Raw genomic sequence first — 23,585 nt, 5'->3', positions numbered from 1 at the left:
AATGAAAATCAATAAAGCAATATATTACCTATTTGGAGCATCAGTTCTTTTGACTGCGGTTTCCTGTAATGATTTTTTGGATACTGAGCCTATTACCGAGCAGGGGGTTTCTGTTACAAACCCTTTGAAGACAGCAGCTGATGCAGAAAACAGAATGAATACCATTTACTCTGCATTCGGAAACGAATACTGGCAGTTGGATTATTTCATGAATGGTGACGCACAGACGGATGTTTCCTATGCAGGAGCCGATAACATACAAAATTTTCAGCAGGATGAATATCGTATTATTGCGACTAATTCCAATGTAGAAAGAGACTGGAAATATTTATACGGCTTCATCAATGATTGTAATATGATCCTTAATTATGTAGATGAAATTAATGATCCCGCACTTACATCAGCCAGAAAAACTGAAATGAAAGCTGAGGCATCCATCATGAGAGCAATGTATTATTTTCATGCTGTACAGCTATGGGGAGATATTCCTTTGGTAACCAAAGCTGTAATAGGAGTAAATGCAGATAACTTTGATGAGGTATATAGCCAGGTTTATCCCGCAAGAAAATCAGCTCAGGAAGCATATGATATGATTCTTGCTGATCTTGAAAATGCCGTGGCTAATGCACCTGCAGGAAGTGAAAAATACAGAGCCAATAAAAACCTTGCTTATGGACTTCTGGCTAAAGCTAATGCATCAAAACCCAATCCGGACTGGGCCAAAGTAAAACAATATGCATCCAATATTTCAGGCATAAGTCTGCTACCTGTTTATGATAATCTTTTTGACGGAAATCACGAAGCAAATGCAGAATCTATCTTTGAAGCCAATGGTAATGCAGGAAGTGTATGGGCTTGGGGAACCTCGATGTTTTTTGGGACAGACTGGAAAAAATTTAATGTTCCTTCCAACGATATAGTCAAGACATTTGATGATGAAGGAGATATTCAGAGAAAAAATGCTTCCGTTAAATTCTCTCCGGTAGCCTGGTCTGATAATTACTGGCCAAGTAATAACTACCCTTTCATGTATAAAATGAGAAAAACAGACGGAACCCAAAATTTCTATATTCTTCGTTATGCAGACATCATTTTATTGCAGGCAGAGGCAGCCGTAAGAACTGGTGATTTCACTGGAGCAGCCGGATATGTGAATCAAATCAGATCAAGAGTGGGGCTTGCTCCCGTTTCCATTTCCTCTGAAACAGACGGAATTGGTAAAGTGCTTAAAGAAAGAAAACTAGAACTTGCATTTGAAGGAGTTCGTTGGTTTGATCTAAAAAGGACAGGTACTGCTATTTCCATTCTTTCCCAGCAGAGAGATGGTAATGGGAATATACTTCCTTATGCAGGTAATCTTAATCCAAACAGGCTGTTGTGGCCTATTCCGCAAGGACAAAGAGATAATAATCAAAACCTAACCCAAAACCCAGGTTACTAAACATGAAGTTTCACAACTTATATAGTTTCTTTAGAGGTGCCGCACTACTTAGTGGTGTGGCACTTTTTCCTTTATCGTGTACATCTGTTACTTCCAATAAAGGAAATGAAATCCAGTATTGGCTTACAAAAGGCGACGAAAGTATAAAATTACAAGCTCAGACTTCCGTCAGATTTATAAATAATACCAATAACTTTCAGAATATTGAAATTGATGATACCCAGAAGTTTCAATATGTTGACGGTTTCGGTTATACATTGACGGGTGGAAGTGTTGAGGTAATCAATCGTTTGTCTCCGTCAAAAAGAAAAGCGTTGCTTAATGAACTTTTTGGTAACGATAAAAATTCTATTTCGATCAGTTATTTAAGATTAAGCATAGGGGCTTCAGACCTTGATGGTGAAGTGTTTTCCTATGATGATTTGCCTGAAGGGCAGACTGATGCTTCTCTTTCGAAGTTTAGTTTGGCAAAAGACAAAGCCTTAATATCGATGTTGAAAGAAATACTGGCTATCAATCCTCATATTAAAATCATTGCTGCACCTTGGTCAGCTCCGGTTTGGATGAAAGATAACGGAAAATCAAAAGGAGGAAGTTTAAAACCTGAATTTTATGGAACCTATGCCAATTATTTTGTAAAGTATATTCAGGGAATGAAGAAAGAGGGGATTGCTATTGATGCGATCACTCCTCAAAACGAACCTTTGCACCCCGGAAATAATCCAAGCCTTTATATGCCGTCTGATCAGCAGAGAGATTTCGTCAAAGGTCATTTAGGCCCGATTTTTAAAGCAAACAATATCAAAACTAAAATTGTTGTATATGATCACAATTGCAACAAACCTGAATATGCTCTTGATATCCTGAAAGATCCTGAAGCTTATCAATATGTAGACGGATCTGCCTTTCACTTATATGAAGGTGATATTTCAGCATTAAGCACAGTTCATGACGCTTTTCCTGATAAAAACCTATATTTTACAGAACAATGGACAGGTTCGAAGGGAACTTTTAACGAAGATCTGAACTGGCACACAAGAAATGTAATCATCGGTTCTATGAGAAACTGGAGCAAAACTGCCTTGGAATGGAACCTTGCCAACGATCCAAAATACGCACCTCATACAGATGGCGGTTGTACGGAATGTAAGGGAGCTATTACCGTTTCTGATAGTGAAAACTTTACCAGAAATGTTGCTTACTATATCATAGCTCATGCTTCTAAATTTGTTCCTGCAGGCTCTCAGCGTATTGCTTCAACACAGACAAAATATTTATCAACGGCAGCTTTTAAAACTCCTTCAGGGAAAACAGTTGTAATTGTTCAGAACGATAATAAAGCAGATGAAAATTTTAATATTAAATTTGCAGGGAAAACCGCTGCTGTAACCATTTCCGGAAGTTCAGCAGCCACATATATTTTTTAAATTAAAATCATGAGAAAACTAATCGTAAGTTGTTTTGTAGTAGGTATTGCCGTGAATGCCAATGCCCAGAATTATTGGAAAAAACATGAAGGAAAAACAGCTAAGGTAATTCTTACCAATTCTAAGGTTGATGAAAGAATGGCAGATAAAGGTCCTGTAAAGTTTGAGAAATTTGGACAGCCAAAAGAAACAGAAGCCTGTATTTTTGTAGCTCCTGATTTTAAATATCAAAAGCTGATAGGAATTGGTGGGGCTATTACAGATGCATCAGCAGAAACATTCTACAAAATGCCGAAGAATAAGCAAAAAGAAATTCTGGATGCCTATTTTGGAAAAAATGGATTAGGATACACTGTTGTTCGTACCAATATGAATTCCTGTGACTTCTCCAGCGATTCTTATACCTATGTGGAGGATAACGACACTGCCCTGAAAACATTCAACCTTGCCCACGATGAAAAGTATAAAATTCCTATGATTAAAGAAGCTCAAAAAGCAATCGGGAATAATTTCACTTTCTATTTCTCACCGTGGAGCCCACCAGCCTGGATGAAATCTAATAAAAGTTTATACAAAGGCGGAAGACTGGAAAATGAATATTATCAGACTTGGGCAGATTATTACATTAAATTCATCAAAGAATATGAAAAAAGAGGAATTAATGTTTGGGGATTAACTGTTCAGAATGAGCCTATGGCAACACAATCCTGGGAATCTTGTATCTACACGGCTGAAGAAGAGGGAGAGTTTCTGAAGAATAACCTAGGACCAACCCTTTGGAAAAATGGTTACAAAGATAAAAAAGTGATGATCTGGGATCACAACAGAGATCTAATTTACCAAAGAGCAACAACAACGCTAAGCGATCCTGAAACTTCAAAATATGCTCACGGAATCGGTTATCACTGGTATGAAACATGGAACAACAAAACCCAGCTTTTTGATAACCTTGCAGAAACGCACAGAGCCTTTCCGGATAAATTTCTGGCATTCACTGAAGGGTGTAAAGAGCAATTCAAAATGGATAAAATCTATGATGTAAGCCTAGGAGAACTGTATAGCAAGAATATGCTGAACGATTTCAATAAAGGGAATGCCTTATGGACAGACTGGAACATCCTGTTAGATGAAACCGGAGGTCCAAATCATAAAGGAAACTTCTGTTTTGCTCCAATTATTGCGGATACCAAAACAGGAGAGGTATTTTATACTTATGAATATTACTACATTGGACATGTTTCAAAATATATCAAACCTAATGCACAAAGGATAGGAAGCTCTTCCAACAGAGCTGCCCTTACATCTTCTGCTTTCATGAATGAAAACGGACAATTGGTTACTGTTATCATGAACGATTCAGATAATGATATTGAAACGAATCTTTGGATTGAAGGAATGGCTGCAAAGTTGAATGCACCTGCTCATTCTATACAAACCGTAATTTTATAACATCATATTAATATTATTTTAAACAGAATCGGCGACCTCTTTGAGGCCGCCGATTCAATTTTATAACGAATGATCTGAAATTAATTATTCCACATCATATCTGTTGATTACTTTCTGAGTAACTCCAGAATTACTGAAACCACCATCGTGGAATAGATTCTGCATAGTTACCATTTTGGTAAGATCAGAGAACATGCTTACACAGTAGTTAGCACAGTCTAAAGCTGTAGCATTTCCTAGTGGAGACATCTCTTCAGCATAACCAAGGAATCCTCCGAAACCTTTTACACCGCTTCCTGCTGTAGTAGGAGTAGGAGACTGGGAAATAGTGTTTACACGTACTTTTCTTTCTCCCCAATAGTATCCAAAAGTTCTTGCAATGCTTTCAAGATATGCTTTGTTGTCAGACATATCATTGTAGTCAGGGAAAGTTCTCTGAGCTGCAATGTAAGTAAGAGCAAGGATGCTTCCCCATTCATTCATACAGTCTTTTTCCCAAGCCAGACGCATTACTTTGTGGAAAGATACAGAAGAAATATCCCAGCCTTTTTCTAGCCAGTCGTAGTTCATATCTGTATAGTGTTTCCCTTTTCTTACATTGACGGACATTCCTATAGAGTGTAAAATAAAGTCTATTTTACCAAATTTTGCAACAGCAGCATCAAAAAGTTTCTCAAGATCTTCCATAGAAGTTGCATCAGCAGCTATTACCTCAGACCCTGTCTTTTCAGCTAAAGCATTTAATTCTCCCATTCTCATAGCGATAGGAGCATTAGATAAGATAAACTCTGCACCTTCCTCATGACATCTTTCAGCAACTTTCCATGCGATAGAATGTTCGTTAAGGGCTCCAAAAATAATTCCCTTCTTGCCTTTAAGTAAACCGTATGACATAATTTTTTAATGTTTATTGAAATACAAATGTAGCAATAATTGTGGTTATGACATAATAAAAATGGAGCCTTATCAATTATAAGACTCCATTTTCTTGAAAATATTTATATGACTGAAATTTTAATTGGTTTTCTTGTTCCATTCTGCCTTTACATCCTCTGCTGCATCCTTGGTTTTTTCCCAAGCCTCATCTGCTTTATCCTTAACACCTTCCCAGGCATCCGATACATTAGCTTTTACCCTCTCTAGCCAATCCTCCTGACTTGCCTCTTCATCATTATTTCGCTTTTCATTAAGGTAATCCTTGGCTTTATCTGCCAATTCATTGATTTTCCATTTGGTTTTGTCTGCTGCATTCTGTAAAGAATTTTCTACATTATTTACTGCATTTTCCGCTTTGTTATAATCTGAATTGTTCATAATACTATAAATTTTGTTTGGTATCATTAAATTAACAATAACCATTCCTAAAATCTGATAGCTTTGTTAAACTTTTCATAATCTTTTGTTATATTTTTCTAAATCAAGACTATCTTTATATTACAAATATGATGACTATGGAAAAAATACGTTGTGGATGGTGCGAAAAAGATGATCTGTATAGAAAATACCATGATGAAGAGTGGGGGAAGCCTGTATATGATGACGAAACGATATTCGAATTCCTTATCCTTGAAAGCTTTCAGGCCGGATTGAGCTGGTATACCATTCTTTCCAAAAGAGAAAACTTTAGAAAAGCTTTCGATCATTTTGATTATAGAAAAATGGCTGTTTATTCTGATATAAAGATAGAAGAGTTGATGAACAATGCAGGTATTATAAGAAACAAACTTAAAATACTGGCTGCAATCACCAATGCACAGAAATTTATGGAGGTGCAGGCGGAATTCGGTAGCTTTTCTCAATATATCTGGGGTTTTATAGGGGGAAAACCTATTGATAACAGACCTAAGGCATTATCAGAAGTACCGGCAACTACAGAAGTTTCCGATGCTATTTCCAAGGATTTGAAGAAAAGAGGATTTAAGTTTGTTGGTTCCACGGTTGTTTACGCACATATGCAAGCCACTGGTATGATCAATGATCATATTGAAACTTGTTTTACAAGAGAATAATTGATGCTTTTTATTCAATTTATGGTGATGTTTTTTATTAATTATATAATTGTGTATTTCTGCGGTTAAATGGAATATTTCTTTAAAAGCTAATGAATAAAGGATTATGTAACTTATTGAAGTTAAATAATTTTCAATGTATGGTGAGTAATTAGTGTTTTAATCACAGTAGTGTGTTTTTAATTATGAATTTGATAAAATAATTGCTGATTTATTGAAAATTCGTATCTTTGCACTCCGAAAAACATAGGTGATGCCAAGGAAATATAAATTAATATTCAATCTTCTCTTTTTACTGTTTACTATTTTTGTTCATGCTCAGATTGGGATTGGTTTACCTAGTCCTGATCGTTCAGCAATGCTTCATGTAAGCTCAAAAGATAAAGGGGTACTTCTTCCAAGCATTGCTTTAAACTCAACGACAGATAATGTTACAGTGCCATCTCCTGCAGATGGGCTTATTATTTGGAATAATGGGAGCGGAAGCTTACAGGATGCAGGTTTTTACTATTGGTTTGAATCTAAATGGAATAAACTTTCTGACAATACTGGTAAAAATATTAATACCAATGATAATGGAACGGGTTGGAATACAATGGGTACCAACAGTGGTAATTATAACGGAACAAATACAAGTCTTTCTCTGGGAACAAATACCATGGATGACCTTATTTTTAAGGTAAATTCTACAACAGCAGGTAGATTGGGGGTAGATAACTCAGTAAGCTTTGGGTTAGGCGCTAATGCCGGTCAGAACGGAATTGCCATTGGAAGTTCAAGTTCTGCATTTCAGGGAATTTCTATCGGTAGTGCTGCGGTAGTTTCTGCTAATGAGGCCCTCGCAATAGGAAATAAATCAACAGCAGGTGCTTTTAAGTCCATAGCAATTGGATACAATGCCCAGACTAGTAAAAATGAATCGACTGCGATTGGAAATAATGCTTCAGCAGGAGGATTTCAATCTATAGCACTGGGGTATAATGCAAAGACAAATACAAATAGTGAAACGGCTTTAGGTTATAATGCTGTTACCAATAACGAAAACTCTACTGCCGTAGGCTCTGGAGCTAATGCCTTGGGACAATATTCTACTGCAATCGGATATGGAGCAACTACCTCGCAGGCTAATGCCATTGTTTTAGGGAATACTACTGCAAACGTAGGGATTGGAACAGGAACTCCGAATACTTCTGCAAAACTGGATGTAAACGGGCAGTATAAACTTGGGGAGAAAGGGAGTCTACAGAAAAGCCAGATTACTTTTGAAGTATGGCCGGGTGTATCGATTAATAACTTGCCTCCCGGAAAATCTACAACATTGGAAATTGCTATTCCTGCAGGATCTCAACCGGGTTCTACAAGAGCGGTTGTTGTTGTCTCTCCAGCTGGCGATTTTGCAGGGAACTCAACCTTTTCAATATCTAATCCAAGAATGACTTCAACTTCCGGTATTACTGTTAATCTTACCAATATTTCAGGAAGTGCAAGCAGTTTATACTCTGGTCATTTTTATGTAATGATTAATGAATTTTAAGTGATAATAATAAGTTTTATTATAGTTGATATGGTGTTAAGGCTTCCAAAACGGAAGCCTTTTTTATATGAAATTTAAGGTAGTAAATAAAAAAACGGTCTTTTTTTTTTAAGCTTAGTATTATTTTAGCATTAATACAACAAATCCCCAAATAAGACCCACAATACACTGGAAGAGCATAAATGAAACAGGGATCATGAAACTTCTGAAAATTAAAGATCCTTTGGAATATCCAGATTGAGAGAAAAACTGAGAATAAAACCATATTCCATATCCAAGACTAAATATGCAGAATACTGTAAAATAAATACTGACAACAGTAGGGGTGCTATTAAAAAATAATGCAATGACAGTAAGTACTATGGATGCAATCATTTCAGCCGCCGATTTATAGGAGTTGAGTACAAGGTGTTCGGAATAGTTAAATTCAGCCTTTCTAAACCATATATAACTGAAAAAAGAATTGAAAGGTATAGAAAGTAAAAGAAAAAACTTAAGATAGGATGTTACCAGATTTTCAAAAGAATCCACAGAGGCTTTCCCCTCTTCAGAAACCAAAGAACTGTATTCTATGGTAGAATAATGCGAAAGTACCGCTGATACAGTAGCTGTTAAGAGCAAGAGGGTAATGAAGTTAAAATAATTAGCCCTTTTCCCCAGAATATACTCTCTTACACTGTTTCCGGGCCTTGTGAATAATTCTTTTACAGTAAACAAAATACCTTTATCCACATGCCATACGCCATGTATGAAATCATGCTCTATAAAATGCTTTAAAGAATACCTATGCGTACTGGATTTTTGGCCACAACTGCTACAAAATTTTGTAGAGACCGGCTGGCTGCAGTTTAAACATTTATCGTACATATTGTAAAGATTTCTTAGTTGGAATTTCTTGCCAGAATTTCTTTACGCACGCTTTGCCAGCTATTTCTTATCATCAGATATATTGGGATAAAAGCTAGTGGAAGGGTACTTATAGCACTGAAACCTTTCTTGGTAGTTACATAAATGGCTGCACCCACCATTATTCCTATAAGAATAGAAAAAGAAATGTGAATTGCAGAACGTTTTTTTTCTTCTTGAGTCAACTCATCAATGGATAAGTCAGAGAGCTTTGTGCTTTTCATGTTTAATAGTTAGTTTTTTGCTAAATTAATAAAAAAGGTAAACCATAAAACATACTCCAGTATAAAAACGTAAGAATATTATGAAATATACCCTAAAGTGTAGTCAAGTTTTCTATAATACAATTCCTGTTTTGATCAATTTCATAGTTTGAATTTAATATTTTAAACAAAAATATTGTGCACAAAATAAATTAAGTATTTTTGTTGAATTAAAAAAGAACTTATGATTACGCTTTCGGAGCATTTATGTTTTAAAACCTATGCTGTTTCAAGGTATATGACCGGCTTGTATAAACCCTATCTGGATGAAATATTATTAACGTACCCTCAATATCTGGTTATGCTGGTATTATGGGAAAACGGAGAAATGAATATAGGAAAGATAGGTGAGCATCTTCATCTGGACAACGGAACACTTACTCCTTTGCTGAAGCGTATGGAAAAGAATGGACTTCTACGTAGAACACGAAGTAGGGATGATGAAAGGGTAGTGCTTATTAACCTTACAGATAATGGAAAACTTCTTAAAGATAAAGCCCAGCATATTCCGGAGGCGGTTCAAAAGTGCTTTCACCTTGAAGAAGAAAAGAAGAAACAATTAAAGTCTGCCCTGGACGAAATATTATCAACACAATCTACCTCTAAAATATGAAGAAAATAGGAATCATAGGGTACGGATGGCTGGGAGCGAGAATTGCTGCTTCCATGTCTGATAAGTATACAATTTATTCTACTGTAACCACACAGGATAAGGCTGATGAATTAAATGCACAAGGATTTAATGCCGTAGTGGCAAGTTTTGCAGATTATCAATTGAAAGATCCAATTCCACAATGGGATGAGATAAAAAAGATGGATGCCATAATCATTACGATTCCTATTTCAGAAAAAAGCTGTTGTGTAAGCTCTTTATATAATAGAATTCAGAATTTGTCTTCTTTTATTGGAGATTACAAAGGTCAAGTCTTTTTAATGAGTTCCACTGGCGTTTATCCAGACCTGTCACAGGCGTTTACAGAAGAAGATCTGCCTTGGGAAAAGGTTTCTGGAGAAAGGATGGTTAGAAATAAGTATCCACAGACCAATATTTTAAGATTAAGTGGATTGATGGGAGATAACAGGCTTTTGAAAAATTATAAGGTGAGCAATCCGGATTTTGCCGTGAATCACATTCATTATGCTGATATTATCGGAATCCTCCTAAAAATGATGGAAATAGGTGCAGAAGCCAGATTGTATAACGTAGCAGCTCCTATTCACCCTACAAAATCAGAAGTGATTCATGCACAGAAAAATATTCAGGATACAGCGGAGAAAACCCCAGAATTGAAAGGAAAAATAATCCTGTCTTCTAAATTAATTTCAGAACTGGATTATGTTTTTCAATATTCTGATCCTCGTGAATTTCATAAATAAAAACCTGAATAATCCACGAGAGAAAAATATTCAATAGAAATGGGCTTTAACCCGTTCATTTAATAAAATCAAAAATCCATTGGCTTTAGCCCAAACCTACAAAAAAAGCCTCCGAAAATTAATTCGAAGGCTTGTATTTTAATAGGGAAATTAATCCAATATCTATTTAATAATTCTGTCAAGTACCCAAGTGATCAGGTTCTTTTCAGATGCGTGGTGATCTGCAGAGAATTCTCCACGTCTTCTGTTGGCAATTACGTTGTTTACGGTAATCGCTTTGTGACCTAATAATTTTGAAAGGGCATAAATAGCAGAAGTTTCCATTTCAAAGTTGGTAATTCCAAGATCATTTAACGTTTCAAGGAATTTATCATCCACAGCCTTTAGACGAAGCTGTCTTCCCTGTGGAGCATAGAACCCTGGGAAAGTAGCCGTATTTCCGTGGTATTTGGCATCCTTGTAATATTCACCCATTTCTTCTGCCCAGTCTGAAAAATAAAGCATTGGCTTGATTTTTTCGTAAGGGAATTTCTCTAAAAAGTTCTTAGAAAACTCATTCTCGAAGTTGTAATCCTGGTAGAAGTGCATCAATCCGTCTAAACCTACTACGTTTTGGGTAACAAGCATATTGTCAACCTGTACATCAGGATTCACACTGCCACATGTTCCCATACGGAATAATTCAAGGGCTTTGTGCTCAGTTTTAAACTCTTTGTTTTGAAGATCGATGTTTACAAGGGCATCAAGCTCGTTCATTACGATATCGATGTTTTCAGTTCCGATACCTGTAGACATTACCGTAATTCTTTCGCCACGAAGTGTTCCTGTGTGCGTATAGAATTCTCTTTTGTTTTTTTTGATCTCTACAGTATCAAAATATTTTGAAACCTTTGCCACTCTGTCCGGATCACCCACAAGGATGATTTTATCAGCAATATCTTCAGGTAAAAGATTCAAGTGGTATACACTTCCGTCTTCATTCAGAACAAGTTCTGAAGCAGCAAGTTTGTTTAGCATAATTTATATTTTTTTGTTTTTAATTAATGAAAATTGCTTCTTTATTAGGAGCAGCTATATGTAATAGCAAACAATAGTTTTGTTTTCATACTCCTATATTTATATTCGTTTTGATGTTTTGAATTTAATTAAAATATCCTCTCCCAATAACCTCTTCCCATTATTTTGACGGTACTTTAGAATAAACCGACCTCTTTAAGAATAATGAATTTGATTTCGGGGTTTAAAATTAGTAAAAAATATTGTACCAGAAATATAAACATTATTTAATCTGCTATTAAAACTGAGATAACATGTAATGAATAGCTTTGCCGCTAAAAATTAATGAGATCTTATCCACTGCTTGTAGTTATCTTTTTTATAGGATTTGCAGTAATGTCCTTTAACCCGATTTATAAAGGAGAAAAAAGTGAGAATACATTTGTAAATAAAGGTTTATCCGATTTTAAGGGTAAACTTGAACAATTGAAATCCGATGTTCATCAATTCTCAGAAGACCGTATTTCTCTTGAAGAACTACAAAAATCCCTCAGCAGTACAAGAAACTCATTTAAGGAAATAGAATTCTATATTGCCTACCATTATCCTGAGTTTACAAAGACACATGTGAATGCTGCACCCTTATTCCATATTGAAGCTGCAGGCACATCTGCATACACACTTCCCCCGGAAGGATTACAGGTTTTGGATGAATTGATATTTTCGGAGGAAGCCGGAGATGAAAAGGAAAAAATTAAAACAATTACAGACTTTTTATACAACAGCTATTCCAGCTTTTATCTGAGTACCATAAAAAATGGATTGAGCAAAGGGAATAATAAAACATTACCCTTGCGTATAGAACTTATCAGAATTTATAGTTTAGGTGTAACAGGTTTTGATACACCGGGTTCCCTGAATATTTCAGAAGAAGCAAGCCATGCGCTTTTGGGAATTCAAAAATATATCAATGACGATCCCTATTTTAAAAATTATAATACTGAAAAGGCCAATCAGATGCTAACGGAAGCACTAAACTATCTTTCAAGAAATAAGGATTTTGAAACCTTTGACCGAATTGAATTTTATAAAAAATATATTCAACCTTTGTACGAAGAATTGGGAAAATGGGATGGAAGACCTGATGACCTTAAAGAATTCTCTGGTTGGAATGTCAATAATAAAAACCTTTTCAGCAGTGATTTTTTAGATCCCTATTTTTATACCTTATTGAAATCATCAGAAGATAATCCGGATCTTCGTAATCTTGGGAAGTCAATTTTCTATGACGGGAATTTAAGTGGTAACGGAAAAATGAGTTGTGCTACCTGCCATCTTCCGGAAAATGCTTTTACAGATCTTAAAGCCAGGTCACAGAGCAATGTAGAGGGGAAAACAGTGCTGAGAAATTCACCATCGTTATATAATGCTGTTTTTGCCAAGAGATTCTTCTATGATCTTCGTGCTTTTTACCTTGAACAACAGGCAGAACATGTAATTTATAATGAAGACGAATTCAATACAAGTTATGAAAGTATCATTCAAAAGCTAAAAACTAAACCTGAATATAAGAAAGCATTTCGTGCTGCCTTTAAGGATGGAAAGATCAATAAAGAGAATTTTTCAAAAGCCCTAAGTTCTTATGTGGCTTCTTTGTATTCTTTTGATAGTGATTTCGACCGTTTTATGAGGAATGAAAAGGATGTTTCAGATGATGTGAAAAAAGGATTCAATTTGTTTATGGGAAAAGCAAGTTGTGCAACCTGTCACTTTGCACCTCATTTCTCAGGATTGGTTCCGCCGTTCTTTAATGAAAATGAATCTGAAGTTCTGGGGGTGACTACAAAACCAATCAAGCAGCTTCCTGTTGAGCTTGATCAGGATCTTGGGAGAGGGAATAGCCCTGTGAAAAAGGAAAAGTCTTGGATCTACGATTATTCATTCAAAACGGTTACGGTTAGAAATATTGCCCTTACAAAACCTTACTTTCATAACGGAGCTTTCAATACCCTGGAGGAGGTTCTTGACTTCTATAATGAAGGTGGAGGAGAAGGATTGGGATTAAAGATGAAAAACCAGACGCTTGCTCCGGATAAATTGAATCTTACCCAAACAGAAATTAATCAGATCATTGCCTTTTTGAATGCCCTTACAGATGTGAGCAGAGCAAAAGCAAAATAGGGAACAATCTGGAATGCAATGTTGGTATTCCAAAGACTTCAATAGAATTTGTAGACTTTTTATATAAGCTGGAGGTTTGAAATTTTATGGTATCAAAAGAAAGTATTCTTATAATCCATAAATATTCAAACCTCTTTTTCATTGACAATAATCACTCGATTTAGAATTAACAAAAAATTAATCTCCTTAACATTAGGTTTCGAATTAATTAATATTCTCCCAATTATATTTAAAGTCCTATTAACAGAAAGAAAGCCTTTTAAAAATAGTTTTGCAACGTCTAATAAATCAAAATTAAAATGAAGAAAAAACTACTAACAATTGGGATGTTGGCTTTACTTGCTGGTACTACCATTCAGGCGCAGACTTTTATCTTTAATAAGAATGCATCTTGGAGCTATAAAGACAACAACCAGGCACAGCCCAACGACTGGAAGTCTAAAACGTATGATATTTCAACCTGGGCGGTTGGAAACGGACCTTTGGGATATGGAGATCCTGTAACTACTACCATTGCTTCAGGCCTTACTACAGCTTATTTTGCTAAAGATATTACGGTAGATCTGGCAACGCTTTCAGACAATGTAGAGCTTGGGGTAATGAGGGATGACGGTATTGTAGTTTACCTTAACGGAGAAGAAGTGGTAAGAGATAATATGCCTGCCGGAACTATTACGTTCAATACTTTCTCCAGTACAATCATTGATGGTGCTGCTGAGAGTGTATATAACATTTTCTCTATTCCAAAATCAAAGTTTGTAAACGGTGTCAACAGAATTTCTGTTGAATTGCATAACAGAAGTGTTACAAGTTCTGACCTTAGAATTGATGCTTATCTAAAAACAACAACCAATACAACAACTCCTGTAGTATGTAACGGAACACATATCAGCTGTTTTACATCTATTGTTCCAACCGCACAAACCAATAAACTTATCATTCCTTCAGGGCATAAGTATCAGCTAATTTTAAAAGAAGGGGATAGCTATACTGAAGGTGGTGGATTAGTAGGAGGACAAAATGACTTTACAGCTTATGTGGCCAGATCAGGAAGCAGTACAAATGGATTCCTTTCTGTAAACCATGAAACAAATCCGGGTGGTGTTACGATGGCTGAGGTTAACTATAATGCAGCTACAAAACTTTGGCAGCTAACAAAATCAAGAGCGGTAAGTTTTTCAGATCCTAGCTTGGTACAGACAATCAGAAACTGTTCAGGAGGAGTTACTCCTTGGGGAACTGTAATTACGGCAGAAGAATCTGTTACATCCAATGACATAAACGGAGACGGTTATAAGGATTATGGATGGCTTGTAGAAATTGACCCTGCAACAGCACAGGTAGTCTCTAAAAATGCAAACGGTTCCAAAGGAAAACTTTGGCAGATGGGAATCATGAACCATGAAAACGTAGTGATTAACAATGCCGGAACTACAGCATACTACGGTGAAGATGGTGGAACTCATATGGTGTACAAATATGTAATGGATACTCCGAATAACCTTTCTTCAGGAAACCTTTATGTACTGAAATTAGATCAGGGATTAACTGCAGCAGGTGATCCGATAGGTACCACAGCAACATGGGTTCAGGTTCCTAATAAAGAGCAGGCAGACCAAAACAATACAGCAAACCTTGCCTTTTCTTTGGGAGGAACTAAATTTAATGGAGTAGAAGACGTAGATATCAGCCCGTTAGATGGAAGAATCTATTTTACAGCAAAAGGATTAGACAGAGTATATCGTTTACAGGATAATGGAACTACAGCTTCACAGGTAGAAACTTTTGTAGGCGGCGGATCTACAGTATATTCATTCGATACCCCTCAGGGAACAAAGTCTGAAGCTTGGGGAGACGGAAATGACAACCTTACATTCGATGAACTTGGAAACCTTTGGGTACTTCAGGATGGTGGTAAAAACTACATCTGGGTAATTGCTCCGGATCATACACAGGCCAATCCAAAAGTAAGATTATTTGCTTCTATGCCGGCAGGATCTGAGCCTACAGGATTAACTTTTACACCAGATCATAAATTCGGATTCTTCTCAATCCAGCATCCGGATTCTACAATCTCTACAGACGTTGATGCAACAGGAAATGCAATTGATTATAGAGGAAAGTCTGCAACCATTGTTATTGCACTTAAAGAAAACTTAGGAATCGAAGGAGGTTTAGGCACCATCGAAACCAAAAACACTGAAAATACAGTAACCGTAGCACCAAATCCTACTTCAGGTATTGTGAAAATCAATTCACCAAAAGGTCTGAAAGATATTTCAGTAACCGCTTACAGTATGGATGGTAAAATTGTTTACACGAAGAAATTCAACGGAACAAATAAGGGATTAGACCTTGATTTTACACAGCAGTTGGAGGGTTCTCGTGTTTTAATTTTAAATATTGAAGCAGAGGGAGGTTTCCAAAAAACGGTAAAACTTTTAAAGAAGTAAATTATTAATAATTCCTGTCTGCCGCTAACTTTTGTTGTCGGCAGACATTTTCTGTTTATGAAAAAGCTAGTCCTACTTATTTCCATCTTGTCACTTTCTCAGGTTCATGCTCAGATTGATCCTGTTAAATATCCTACATTCACCAATATTGATGATGCTCTGAAAAGTAAAAAAACGGTTTACAGCATGAGCTTTAGAGAAAAAGGATTGTTCAATCTTCCGCCTCAGCTTGTAAAATTGGACTCTATTTTCTTTTTAAATATCATGGCCAATAAACTGGAGAAAATGGATCAGGAGCTATTTGCATTAAAAGAGCTTGAGATTTTAAATGTGAATGAAAACAGCATTAAGTACATTCCCGATGAAATAAGTAAACTTGGGAAACTCACCACATTCTCAATGAATCTTAACAGCTTGACAAGCATTAACCCCAATGTTGCAAAGCTTCAGAAGCTAAAAGTTGTTCATTTTGATGCCAATAACCTGAATGTTTTTCCCGAAGCTCTTATGGAAATTCCAGCTTTGGAAGAAATCAACCTTCAGGGGAACCAGATCAGCTTCATTGCCGATAGACTTGATCAGATCAAAAATCTGAAATTCCTAAACCTTGCTGATAATCAAATTAATGATATGGGAAATCTTTCTTTTCCTAAAAATATAAAGTATCTTGAACTGCAGCAAAATGCAATAGTTAAACTTCCTGAAAATCTTTTTAAAGCTCAGGAACTTGAATTTTTGAATGTAAGTGGTAATAATATCACAGAAATTTCATCCCGAATAAAGGGACTGAAGAAGATGGTAAGCATGAATTTAGCCAACAATAATCTAAAAGAAATTCCTGTAGAAATCAGTCAGCTTAAAAAGCTTAAAACCTTGATTCTTACAGGAAATCCTATAGAAAAATCTAAAATTGAAAAACTTAAAACCTTACTGCCGGAAACCCAGGTTTATTTCTAAACCTATCCGCCAACACGTTTGGTTTTATAGCCCATATCTTTAAGGATAGTCATTATTTTATCACGGTTGTCCCCTTGAATGATAATCGTTCCATCCTTCTCAGAACCGCCTATTCCTAAGGTGGTTTTTATTTTCTTAGAGATCTTTTTAAGCTCATCCTCACTGCCTTCCCATCCTTCAATAATGGTTACAGGCTTTCCATTTCTGCCTTTTTTCTCAAACTTGCATACCAAGGCATCCTTTTGCTTGAATTCATCTTCAGGCATTTCGAAATCCTGCTCTTCATGTGCAGGAAAAAGATTCTTCAGTTGGTCACGTAAATCCATGAGGCAAAATTAAAAAGATTTTATGAATTTATAGAGGGAAATCTTTGTGAAATTTGGATGGTTTTTCAAAGATGAGGTTTGTAGGTTCTTTTTAGGAAAAGATATTGAAGTTTTTTATATTTTTGGGCCTTATTATAACCTTAAAAACTCATATGAAAATCAATCATGCTCTTGCTGTTTTGCTTCTCACTTTTGGAATAACAAATGCCCAAACCGGGTTTTCCGGAGATCCTTTAAATGCTGTCTTTGAAACAAAAGATACCCATAATTTCTGGAAAGCATTTGATAAAATGGAAACCTCAAAGCAAAATCCATTTGTAGAGTATATGCAAAATGGTTCTGCCGGAGTAAAAGGCTTTACGAACAACAGAATTATCAATGCCGATTCATTATATACAATGGTGAAAAAGAAAAAGGAAGACTATCTTAAGAGTCGTAATGTTCTGGCTGGCATCAATCAAAAGGAAAAAAGAATCAGAGCTATTTATACAGCATTAAAGTATTGGCACCCTGAAGCTAAATTTCCACCGGTATATTTTGTATATGGAAGATTCAATTCGGGCGGAACAATTTCTAAAGACGGAATTATCATCGGAACAGAGAAATTGAATAATCTGGATGGTATTGTATCACTTATTGCCCATGAATTAATTCATTATCAACAGGATAATAAAGGAAAGGATATTTTACTAAAATATGCTATAAAGGAGGGCAGCGCAGATTTTATCAGTGAGCTGATTTCTGGAGAGACGATTAATACCAGTACACCTTATTATCAGTACGGTGAGGCTCATTCAGATAAATTATATAAAGAATTTGTGACCGCACTAAAAACGGCTGATTCTACAGACTGGCTTTACGGAACAAGTAAAAAAGATGACCGTCCTAATGACCTTGGATATTGGATGGGATATAAAATAACAGAAGCTTATTTTAATAAACAGACCGATAAGCATAAAGCGATCCATAATATTCTAAATATCACGGACCCTTTAATGTTCTTAAAGGAAAGTGGCTTTTTAGATCAGTACGTCAAAGAGTATGCAGCGAAGAATAATATGAAATTTGATGACTTTTTTAAAGATCAATTATAAGTGATTATATAAGATCTGCTCAATCTGTTTAATCAGCGAGAAAATAAATTAAAGTTATTCTATAGATTATCATCAGAACCACTCAAAATACAAGATCATACAATCAAGTATTTTATTTTGTAAAGATCTATAAAATTGATTATGAGTAATATGTGAAATTAAAGACTCCGAATTCTTCTATTCATCGGAAATTAGGTAAATTTGTATACTAAAGTTTTACAAAATGTCAAAAAAAGCAATATTAGCAATTCTTGACGGATGGGGATTGGGAACAAACCCAGACGTTTCTGCCATAGACAAAGCAAACACACCATTCATAGACAGCTGTTACAAAAAATTTCCACACACCACACTTGAAGCAAGTGGTTTGGCTGTTGGACTTCCTTTAGGGCAGATGGGGAATTCTGAAGTAGGACACATGAACCTTGGAGCCGGAAGAGTAGTTTACCAAAATCTGGTAAAACTGAACATGGCCGTTGAAAACGGAACCCTTGGTCAGGAGAAAGTCATTCAGGATGCTTTTGAATACGCTAAAAAAGAAAATAAAAAAGTACATTTCATCGGATTGGTATCCAATGGAGGAGTACACTCACATATCAATCACCTAAAAGGATTATTAACTGCTGCAAAGGAGTTTGGCTTAAATGATAATGTCTTTGTACATGCATTTACAGACGGAAGAGATTGCGATCCCCATTCAGGATTAGGGTTTATTGAAGAACTTCAAAACCATATGGAAGCCACCACAGGAAAACTGGCAACTGTGGTAGGAAGATACTTCGCAATGGACAGAGATAAAAGATGGGAGCGTGTGAAATTAGCCTACGATGCCCTTGTAGAGGGAGTAGGATTTGAAACAACAGACGCGTTAGCTGCCATTAAAGATTCTTACGAAAATAATGTAACAGACGAGTTCCTTAAACCAATTATTTTGGTTAACACCACTGAAACCGGAAATATTGTTCCAGTAGCAAAAATCATAGATAATGATGTAGTGATCAGCTTCAACTTCCGTACAGACAGAGGTAGAGAGATCACAGAAGTTCTTTCTCAAAAGGATTTTCCGGAATATTCTATGAAGAAGTTAAACCTTTATTATGTTACGTTGACTAACTATGATAAGACCTACCAGAATGTTCAGGTTGTTTTCGACGAAAATGTTTTAGAGGAAACTATGGGTGAAGTTCTTGAAAAAAATAACAGAACTCAGATCAGAATTGCTGAAACAGAAAAATATCCACACGTTACTTTCTTCTTTTCAGGAGGAAGAGAGGAAGAATTCAAAGGAGAAAAAAGACTTTTATGTCCAAGTCCTAAGGATGTTCCTACCTATGATTTAAAACCGGAAATGTCAGCATATGATATCACAAACGCCATTGTACCAGAATTGGAGCAAGGGACAGCTGATTTTGTCTGCCTGAACTTTGCCAATACAGATATGGTAGGCCATACAGGTGTTTTTGAAGCAGCGGTAAAAGCAGCAGAAACTGTAGATCAATGCATCGAAAAAGTAGCAACTGCCGCCTATGAAAACGGATATGCAGTATTTATTTTGGCTGACCACGGAAACTCTGATGTCATGCTAAATCCGGACGGTACTCCTAATACACAGCATTCAACCAATCTGGTTCCTTTTATTGTAATGGATAAAGATAAAACATGGAGCTTAAAGCCAGGAAAACTGGGTGATGTAGCGCCTACAATCCTAAAGGTAATGGGAGTAGAAATACCAAATGCCATGACTGGAGATATTTTAGTTAGCTAAAATTCAATAATAATGTCAAAAAAATGCCGTTATAATCATATATCGGCATTTTTTCATGATTTATGTCAGATAAGGTATGACTTGCATACTTTATTATGCGTTAAATAATAAATAAATCATATCTTTGTTAATTAAAAACTGAATAGTAAAATGTATCAAAAGCTTGTTAGGAAAGAAGTAATGGGAATATTGGAAAAGGAAGTAGGTTCTTTTCTTGATAAATTTTTAACGCCAATTGAAAAGATATGGCAGCCTTCTGATTACCTGCCAGATCCTTCAAGCGATGATTTTAAACATGATTTAGAAGAGATTCAGACTTTTGCCCGTGAGATGCCGTATGATTTGTTTGTAACATTAATCGGTGACTGTATTACTGAAGAAGCTCTACCATCTTATGAGTCTTGGCTAATGGGAGTGGACGGAGTAAATCAGGAACAAAAAGTAGGCTGGGCAAACTGGGTGAGAGCCTGGACAGCTGAAGAAAACAGACATGGAGATTTATTAAACAAGTATCTATATCTGTGTGGAAGAGTAAACATGAGAGAAGTTGAAATCACAACTCAGTATCTGATCAATGATGGCTTCGACCTTGGTACAAGCATGGACCCATACAGAAACTTCATTTATACAAGTTTCCAGGAAACTGCAACCAATATCTCTCACAGAAGAGTAGGAACATTGGCAAAACAATGTGGAAACGGAAAATTAGCAAAAATGTGCGGAGTAATTGCAGCAGATGAAGCAAGACACGCAAAAGCTTACAAACATTTCGTAGCTAAAATCCTTGAAATAGACCCATCAGAAATGATCCTTGCGTTTGAAGATATGATGCGTAAGAAGATCGTAATGCCGGCTCACCTGATGAGACAATCAGGACAGAAAGCTGGAGAACTTTGGGGGCATTTCTCAGATGCTGCACAAAGATGTATGGTATACACCGGTCAGGATTATATTAATATTATGAAAGATCTTCTGGATGAATGGAAGATTGAACACGTAAAAGGCCTTTCAGAAAAAGCGGAAAAAGCTCAGGAATACCTGATGAAGCTTCCTTCAAGACTACAGAAGATCACAGACAGAGTTTCAACACCTGATCTTCAGTTCCAGTTTAACTGGGTAAAGAGCTAGTAGAACCATATTATTATTTAAATTATAAAAGTATTGAGTGCCTTTCTTTTTGGCACTCTTTTTTATTTCTTATCTTTGCAAAGCTAAAAAAAGAACAAAATGTTAAATAATAAAAAGATTGCTGTTGACTTTGACGGAACTGTTGTGGATGATGCTTATCCGGCAATTGGTAAACCGAAAATTTTCGCCTTTGAAACATTAAAAAGGCTTCAGGCAGAAGGCTTCAGACTTATTCTTTGGACATACAGACACGGTAAAACGTTAGATGAAGCAGTAGAATTCTGCAAAAAGAATGGGATAGAATTTTATGCGGTAAACTCAAGTTTTGAGGGAGAAGTTTTTGATCCTGCCAATCAATCCAGAAAATTGGATGCAGACTGGTTCATCGATGACAGAAACATTGGTGGATTTCCAGGATGGGGAGAAATCTACAATATTATTCAGGAAAGAATAGAATTCCGTGTAGAAGGAAAAGAAGTTCTTGCCTATTCAAAACTTAAAAAAGAAAAGAAAAAAGGTCTTTTCTGGTAATAAAAATATAACAATCTAGCAGTGTACCAATTCATCAATCAATATTGTTACACTGATATATTAATACATTGGTAAATTAATACAATGATTCAATTAAAAACAATAGACGAATTGCGTCTGATGAAGGAGAGTGCCCGATTGGTTTCTAAAACATTGGGAATGTTGGCAAAAGAAATAAAACCGGGAATTACCACATTATATTTGGATAAACTTGCTCATGATTTTATAAAAGATCATGGTGCTGAGCCTGCTTTCTTAGGATATGGAGGTTTTCCAAACTCTCTGTGTATTTCTCCAAATGAGCAGGTAGTTCATGGTTTCCCAAACAACGAGGTCGTAAAAGAAGGAGACGTTCTTTCTGTAGACTGTGGCGTTATTCTTAACGGATTTGTAGGTGACCACGCTTATACTTTCGAGATTGGTGAAGTAAAACCGGAGGTGAAAAAATTATTACAGGTTGCCAAAGAATCTCTTTACAAAGGGATTGAGCAATGTATCAGAGGAAAAAGAATAGGAGATATTTCCCATGCTATCCAGGCACATTGTGAAAAAGAAGGATACGGAGTAGTAAGAGAGCTTGTAGGACATGGTTTAGGAAGAAAAATGCATGAAGATCCACAAGTACCTAATTATGGTAAACAAGGAAGCGGAAAAGTTATCAAGGACGGTTTAGCAATTGCGATCGAGCCTATGATTAACCTTGGTACTGAAAAAGTGAAATTCCATAGTGATGGCTGGACAGTAACTACTTTGGATGATCTGCCTTCTGCTCACTTTGAGCATGATGTAGCAGTAATCAACGGTAAACCGGTATTGCTTTCAACATTTGACTATGTATACGAAGCCTTAGGAATTGTAAGTGACGAAGAAAAGCCTTTCCAACTGGATTTTTAATGAAGAAGATAACTAAGCTTTTACTGAATAAAATTCCACGTCCGATGCTGATTAAAATGAGCATCTGGGCAAGACCGCTTATTTATCAGTTTTTTAAAGGAGATACATTTTATGATCCTATTGATGGAAGATCATACAGGAAATTTCTGCCTTATGGATATGGAAAGCAAAGGGAAAATGCCCTTTCTCCCGGAACCTTAAGTCTGGAAAGACACCGCCAGATGTGGCTATATCTTCAAAATGAAACTGATTTCTTTATTAAAAGCTATAAAGTTCTGCATATTGCTCCCGAACAGGAATTTCTTAGGAAATTCAAGAGAATGAGCAACCTGAACTATATTTCTGCTGATTTATATTCTCCAATTGTAGATGTGAAAGCTGATATTTTGGATCTTCCTTTCGAAAATGAAAGCTTTGATATTGTTTTCTGTAACCACGTTCTGGAACATATTGAAGATGATGCAAAGGCAATCAGTGAACTATACAGAGTAATGAAACCCGGCGGATGGGGGATTCTTCAGGTTCCGATGAGAAATTCATTGGAGAAAACCTACGAAGATTTTACCATAAAAGACCCAAAGGAGCGTCAGAAACATTTCGGCCAATACGATCATGTTCGTTGGTACGGAATGGATTATTTCGACCGTTTAAGAAAAGCCGGTTTTGAAACAGAACCTAATTTCTACTCGCAGAAATTTTCAGAAGAAGAAATAAAAAAATATGGGTTGAGAAGCAATGAGATTCTTCCTGTAGTTTTCAAGAAATAATAAAGCAATACGCTGAAAAAATAAAACCGTCTTCATCACGAAGGCGGTTTTATATTTAAACTAGATAGAAATTATTTTTAGAGTTTC

General features: G+C 36.0%; 22 protein-coding genes. 16 read left to right on the top strand and 6 right to left on the bottom strand.

The annotated features are described in order from the left end of the window. Position 1: 1 nt before the first annotated feature. From C1638_RS06575 to C1638_RS06565, 3 genes are read left to right on the top strand one after another with little or no spacing between them, the layout of a single operon-like run. Positions 2 to 1,441, top strand: a complete 1,440-nt coding sequence (locus C1638_RS06575) for a RagB/SusD family nutrient uptake outer membrane protein (RefSeq protein WP_109619386.1) — start codon at positions 2 to 4, stop codon at positions 1,439 to 1,441. Between the two features lie 2 nt (positions 1,442 to 1,443). Continuing rightward, a complete protein-coding gene (locus C1638_RS06570) occupies positions 1,444 to 2,868 on the top strand; it encodes a glycoside hydrolase family 30 protein (protein WP_109619384.1) in 1,425 nt (474 codons plus the stop codon). Between the two features lie 9 nt (positions 2,869 to 2,877). Then, a complete protein-coding gene (locus tag C1638_RS06565) occupies positions 2,878 to 4,317 on the top strand; it encodes a glycoside hydrolase family 30 protein (protein WP_109619382.1) in 1,440 nt (479 codons plus the stop codon). Positions 4,318 to 4,401: 84 nt separating this feature from the next. On the opposite strand, the gene C1638_RS06560 is transcribed toward C1638_RS06565, so the two are convergent. Together C1638_RS06560 and C1638_RS06555 are read right to left on the bottom strand one after the other, a co-directional pair. Next, on the bottom strand, positions 4,402 to 5,211 hold the full coding sequence (locus C1638_RS06560) for an enoyl-ACP reductase FabI (RefSeq protein ID WP_076355701.1): 810 nt from the start codon (positions 5,209 to 5,211) through the stop codon (positions 4,402 to 4,404). A gap of 120 nt (positions 5,212 to 5,331) precedes the next feature. After that, positions 5,332 to 5,631 carry a hypothetical protein gene (locus tag C1638_RS06555; RefSeq protein WP_109619381.1) on the bottom strand — a complete coding sequence of 100 codons (300 nt, stop codon included), beginning with the start codon at positions 5,629 to 5,631 and terminating at the stop codon, positions 5,332 to 5,334. Positions 5,632 to 5,768: 137 nt separating this feature from the next. Between C1638_RS06555 and C1638_RS06550 the strand changes: the two genes are divergently transcribed. Both C1638_RS06550 and C1638_RS06545 read left to right on the top strand, forming a co-directional pair. Next, positions 5,769 to 6,326: a DNA-3-methyladenine glycosylase I gene (locus C1638_RS06550; protein WP_109619379.1), complete on the top strand. Its 558-nt coding sequence runs from the start codon at positions 5,769 to 5,771 to the stop codon at positions 6,324 to 6,326. A gap of 253 nt (positions 6,327 to 6,579) precedes the next feature. Next, a complete protein-coding gene (locus C1638_RS06545) occupies positions 6,580 to 7,860 on the top strand; it encodes a phage tail-like protein (RefSeq protein WP_109619377.1) in 1,281 nt (426 codons plus the stop codon). Between the two features lie 120 nt (positions 7,861 to 7,980). On the opposite strand, the gene C1638_RS06540 is transcribed toward C1638_RS06545, so the two are convergent. Together C1638_RS06540 and C1638_RS06535 are read right to left on the bottom strand one after the other, a co-directional pair. Beyond that, a complete protein-coding gene (locus C1638_RS06540) occupies positions 7,981 to 8,727 on the bottom strand; it encodes a DUF3667 domain-containing protein (RefSeq protein WP_109619376.1) in 747 nt (248 codons plus the stop codon). A gap of 14 nt (positions 8,728 to 8,741) precedes the next feature. Further along, positions 8,742 to 8,990, bottom strand: coding sequence for a hypothetical protein (locus C1638_RS06535; RefSeq protein ID WP_109619374.1), 249 nt, complete (start codon positions 8,988 to 8,990; stop codon positions 8,742 to 8,744). 223 nt (positions 8,991 to 9,213) lie between these two features. Here C1638_RS06535 and C1638_RS06530 point away from each other — a divergent pair, with 223 nt between their 5' ends. After that, positions 9,214 to 9,642: a MarR family winged helix-turn-helix transcriptional regulator gene (locus C1638_RS06530; protein ID WP_109619372.1), complete on the top strand. Its 429-nt coding sequence runs from the start codon at positions 9,214 to 9,216 to the stop codon at positions 9,640 to 9,642. After that, positions 9,639 to 10,406, top strand: coding sequence for a Rossmann-fold NAD(P)-binding domain-containing protein (locus C1638_RS06525; protein ID WP_109619370.1), 768 nt, complete (start codon positions 9,639 to 9,641; stop codon positions 10,404 to 10,406). Before C1638_RS06530 ends, C1638_RS06525 begins: the two co-directional genes overlap by 4 nt. A gap of 162 nt (positions 10,407 to 10,568) precedes the next feature. Here the strand turns inward: C1638_RS06525 and C1638_RS06520 are convergent, their stop codons facing one another. After that, a complete protein-coding gene (locus tag C1638_RS06520; RefSeq protein WP_047098389.1) occupies positions 10,569 to 11,423 on the bottom strand; it encodes a nucleoside phosphorylase in 855 nt (284 codons plus the stop codon). A gap of 324 nt (positions 11,424 to 11,747) precedes the next feature. Between C1638_RS06520 and C1638_RS06515 the strand changes: the two genes are divergently transcribed. From C1638_RS06515 to C1638_RS06505, 3 genes are all read left to right on the top strand, one after another. Then, positions 11,748 to 13,583: a cytochrome-c peroxidase gene (locus C1638_RS06515; RefSeq protein ID WP_109619367.1), complete on the top strand. Its 1,836-nt coding sequence runs from the start codon at positions 11,748 to 11,750 to the stop codon at positions 13,581 to 13,583. 299 nt (positions 13,584 to 13,882) lie between these two features. Next, entirely contained in the window at positions 13,883 to 16,036 is a 2,154-nt protein-coding gene (locus C1638_RS06510; protein WP_109619365.1) for an alkaline phosphatase PhoX, read from the top strand. A gap of 57 nt (positions 16,037 to 16,093) precedes the next feature. Further along, complete coding sequence (locus tag C1638_RS06505; RefSeq protein ID WP_109619363.1) at positions 16,094 to 16,993, top strand: leucine-rich repeat domain-containing protein; 900 nt, start codon at positions 16,094 to 16,096, stop codon at positions 16,991 to 16,993. A gap of 2 nt (positions 16,994 to 16,995) precedes the next feature. Here C1638_RS06505 and C1638_RS06500 read toward each other — a convergent pair whose 3' ends face one another. Next, positions 16,996 to 17,319: a translation initiation factor gene (locus tag C1638_RS06500; RefSeq protein WP_109619361.1), complete on the bottom strand. Its 324-nt coding sequence runs from the start codon at positions 17,317 to 17,319 to the stop codon at positions 16,996 to 16,998. Positions 17,320 to 17,471: 152 nt separating this feature from the next. Here C1638_RS06500 and C1638_RS06495 point away from each other — a divergent pair, with 152 nt between their 5' ends. The 6 genes from C1638_RS06495 to C1638_RS06470 all read left to right on the top strand — a co-directional run bounded on the left by C1638_RS06495 (position 17,472) and on the right by C1638_RS06470 (position 23,498). Beyond that, complete coding sequence (locus C1638_RS06495) at positions 17,472 to 18,413, top strand: DUF2268 domain-containing putative Zn-dependent protease (protein WP_109619360.1); 942 nt, start codon at positions 17,472 to 17,474, stop codon at positions 18,411 to 18,413. 223 nt (positions 18,414 to 18,636) lie between these two features. Further along, positions 18,637 to 20,178 carry a 2,3-bisphosphoglycerate-independent phosphoglycerate mutase gene (gene gpmI / locus C1638_RS06490; RefSeq protein WP_109619358.1) on the top strand — a complete coding sequence of 514 codons (1,542 nt, stop codon included), beginning with the start codon at positions 18,637 to 18,639 and terminating at the stop codon, positions 20,176 to 20,178. Between the two features lie 150 nt (positions 20,179 to 20,328). After that, complete coding sequence (locus tag C1638_RS06485) at positions 20,329 to 21,306, top strand: acyl-ACP desaturase (RefSeq protein ID WP_109619356.1); 978 nt, start codon at positions 20,329 to 20,331, stop codon at positions 21,304 to 21,306. A gap of 99 nt (positions 21,307 to 21,405) precedes the next feature. Further along, positions 21,406 to 21,837 carry a BT0820 family HAD-type phosphatase gene (locus C1638_RS06480; protein WP_076355673.1) on the top strand — a complete coding sequence of 144 codons (432 nt, stop codon included), beginning with the start codon at positions 21,406 to 21,408 and terminating at the stop codon, positions 21,835 to 21,837. Between the two features lie 84 nt (positions 21,838 to 21,921). Beyond that, positions 21,922 to 22,731 carry a type I methionyl aminopeptidase gene (map, locus tag C1638_RS06475; protein WP_076355671.1) on the top strand — a complete coding sequence of 270 codons (810 nt, stop codon included), beginning with the start codon at positions 21,922 to 21,924 and terminating at the stop codon, positions 22,729 to 22,731. Beyond that, positions 22,731 to 23,498, top strand: a complete 768-nt coding sequence (locus tag C1638_RS06470) for a class I SAM-dependent methyltransferase (RefSeq protein ID WP_076355669.1) — start codon at positions 22,731 to 22,733, stop codon at positions 23,496 to 23,498. Before map ends, C1638_RS06470 begins: the two co-directional genes overlap by 1 nt. Positions 23,499 to 23,585 lie beyond the last annotated feature (87 nt).

Origin of the sequence: Chryseobacterium oncorhynchi, assembly GCF_002899895.1 — a bacterium.
In the GTDB taxonomy this organism is placed as follows: Bacteria; Bacteroidota; Bacteroidia; order Flavobacteriales; family Weeksellaceae; genus Chryseobacterium; species Chryseobacterium oncorhynchi.
The sequence above is the reverse complement of the archived record's forward strand: the minus strand, read 5'-3'. Positions and strand labels throughout refer to the sequence as shown.

Excerpts from the sequence above, each read along its gene's own strand:
- C1638_RS06560 (WP_076355701.1), bottom strand. The coding sequence starts at position 5,211 with ATGTCATACGGTTTACTTAAAGGCAAGAAGGGAATTATTTTTGGAGCC.
- C1638_RS06520 (WP_047098389.1), bottom strand. The coding sequence starts at position 11,423 with ATGCTAAACAAACTTGCTGCTTCAGAACTTGTTCTGAATGAAGACGGA.
- C1638_RS06500 (WP_109619361.1), bottom strand. The coding sequence starts at position 17,319 with ATGGATTTACGTGACCAACTGAAGAATCTTTTTCCTGCACATGAAGAG.
- C1638_RS06540 (WP_109619376.1), bottom strand. The coding sequence starts at position 8,727 with ATGTACGATAAATGTTTAAACTGCAGCCAGCCGGTCTCTACAAAATTT.
- C1638_RS06495 (WP_109619360.1), top strand. The coding sequence starts at position 17,472 with ATGAAAATCAATCATGCTCTTGCTGTTTTGCTTCTCACTTTTGGAATA.
- C1638_RS06555 (WP_109619381.1), bottom strand. The coding sequence starts at position 5,631 with ATGAACAATTCAGATTATAACAAAGCGGAAAATGCAGTAAATAATGTA.
- C1638_RS06565 (WP_109619382.1), top strand. The coding sequence starts at position 2,878 with ATGAGAAAACTAATCGTAAGTTGTTTTGTAGTAGGTATTGCCGTGAAT.
- C1638_RS06470 (WP_076355669.1), top strand. The coding sequence starts at position 22,731 with ATGAAGAAGATAACTAAGCTTTTACTGAATAAAATTCCACGTCCGATG.
- C1638_RS06505 (WP_109619363.1), top strand. The coding sequence starts at position 16,094 with ATGAAAAAGCTAGTCCTACTTATTTCCATCTTGTCACTTTCTCAGGTT.
- C1638_RS06530 (WP_109619372.1), top strand. The coding sequence starts at position 9,214 with ATGATTACGCTTTCGGAGCATTTATGTTTTAAAACCTATGCTGTTTCA.
- C1638_RS06550 (WP_109619379.1), top strand. The coding sequence starts at position 5,769 with ATGGAAAAAATACGTTGTGGATGGTGCGAAAAAGATGATCTGTATAGA.
- C1638_RS06575 (WP_109619386.1), top strand. The coding sequence starts at position 2 with ATGAAAATCAATAAAGCAATATATTACCTATTTGGAGCATCAGTTCTT.
- C1638_RS06525 (WP_109619370.1), top strand. The coding sequence starts at position 9,639 with ATGAAGAAAATAGGAATCATAGGGTACGGATGGCTGGGAGCGAGAATT.
- C1638_RS06545 (WP_109619377.1), top strand. The coding sequence starts at position 6,580 with ATGCCAAGGAAATATAAATTAATATTCAATCTTCTCTTTTTACTGTTT.
- gpmI (WP_109619358.1), top strand. The coding sequence starts at position 18,637 with ATGTCAAAAAAAGCAATATTAGCAATTCTTGACGGATGGGGATTGGGA.
- map (WP_076355671.1), top strand. The coding sequence starts at position 21,922 with ATGATTCAATTAAAAACAATAGACGAATTGCGTCTGATGAAGGAGAGT.
- C1638_RS06515 (WP_109619367.1), top strand. The coding sequence starts at position 11,748 with ATGAGATCTTATCCACTGCTTGTAGTTATCTTTTTTATAGGATTTGCA.
- C1638_RS06510 (WP_109619365.1), top strand. The coding sequence starts at position 13,883 with ATGAAGAAAAAACTACTAACAATTGGGATGTTGGCTTTACTTGCTGGT.
- C1638_RS06535 (WP_109619374.1), bottom strand. The coding sequence starts at position 8,990 with ATGAAAAGCACAAAGCTCTCTGACTTATCCATTGATGAGTTGACTCAA.
- C1638_RS06485 (WP_109619356.1), top strand. The coding sequence starts at position 20,329 with ATGTATCAAAAGCTTGTTAGGAAAGAAGTAATGGGAATATTGGAAAAG.
- C1638_RS06480 (WP_076355673.1), top strand. The coding sequence starts at position 21,406 with ATGTTAAATAATAAAAAGATTGCTGTTGACTTTGACGGAACTGTTGTG.
- C1638_RS06570 (WP_109619384.1), top strand. The coding sequence starts at position 1,444 with ATGAAGTTTCACAACTTATATAGTTTCTTTAGAGGTGCCGCACTACTT.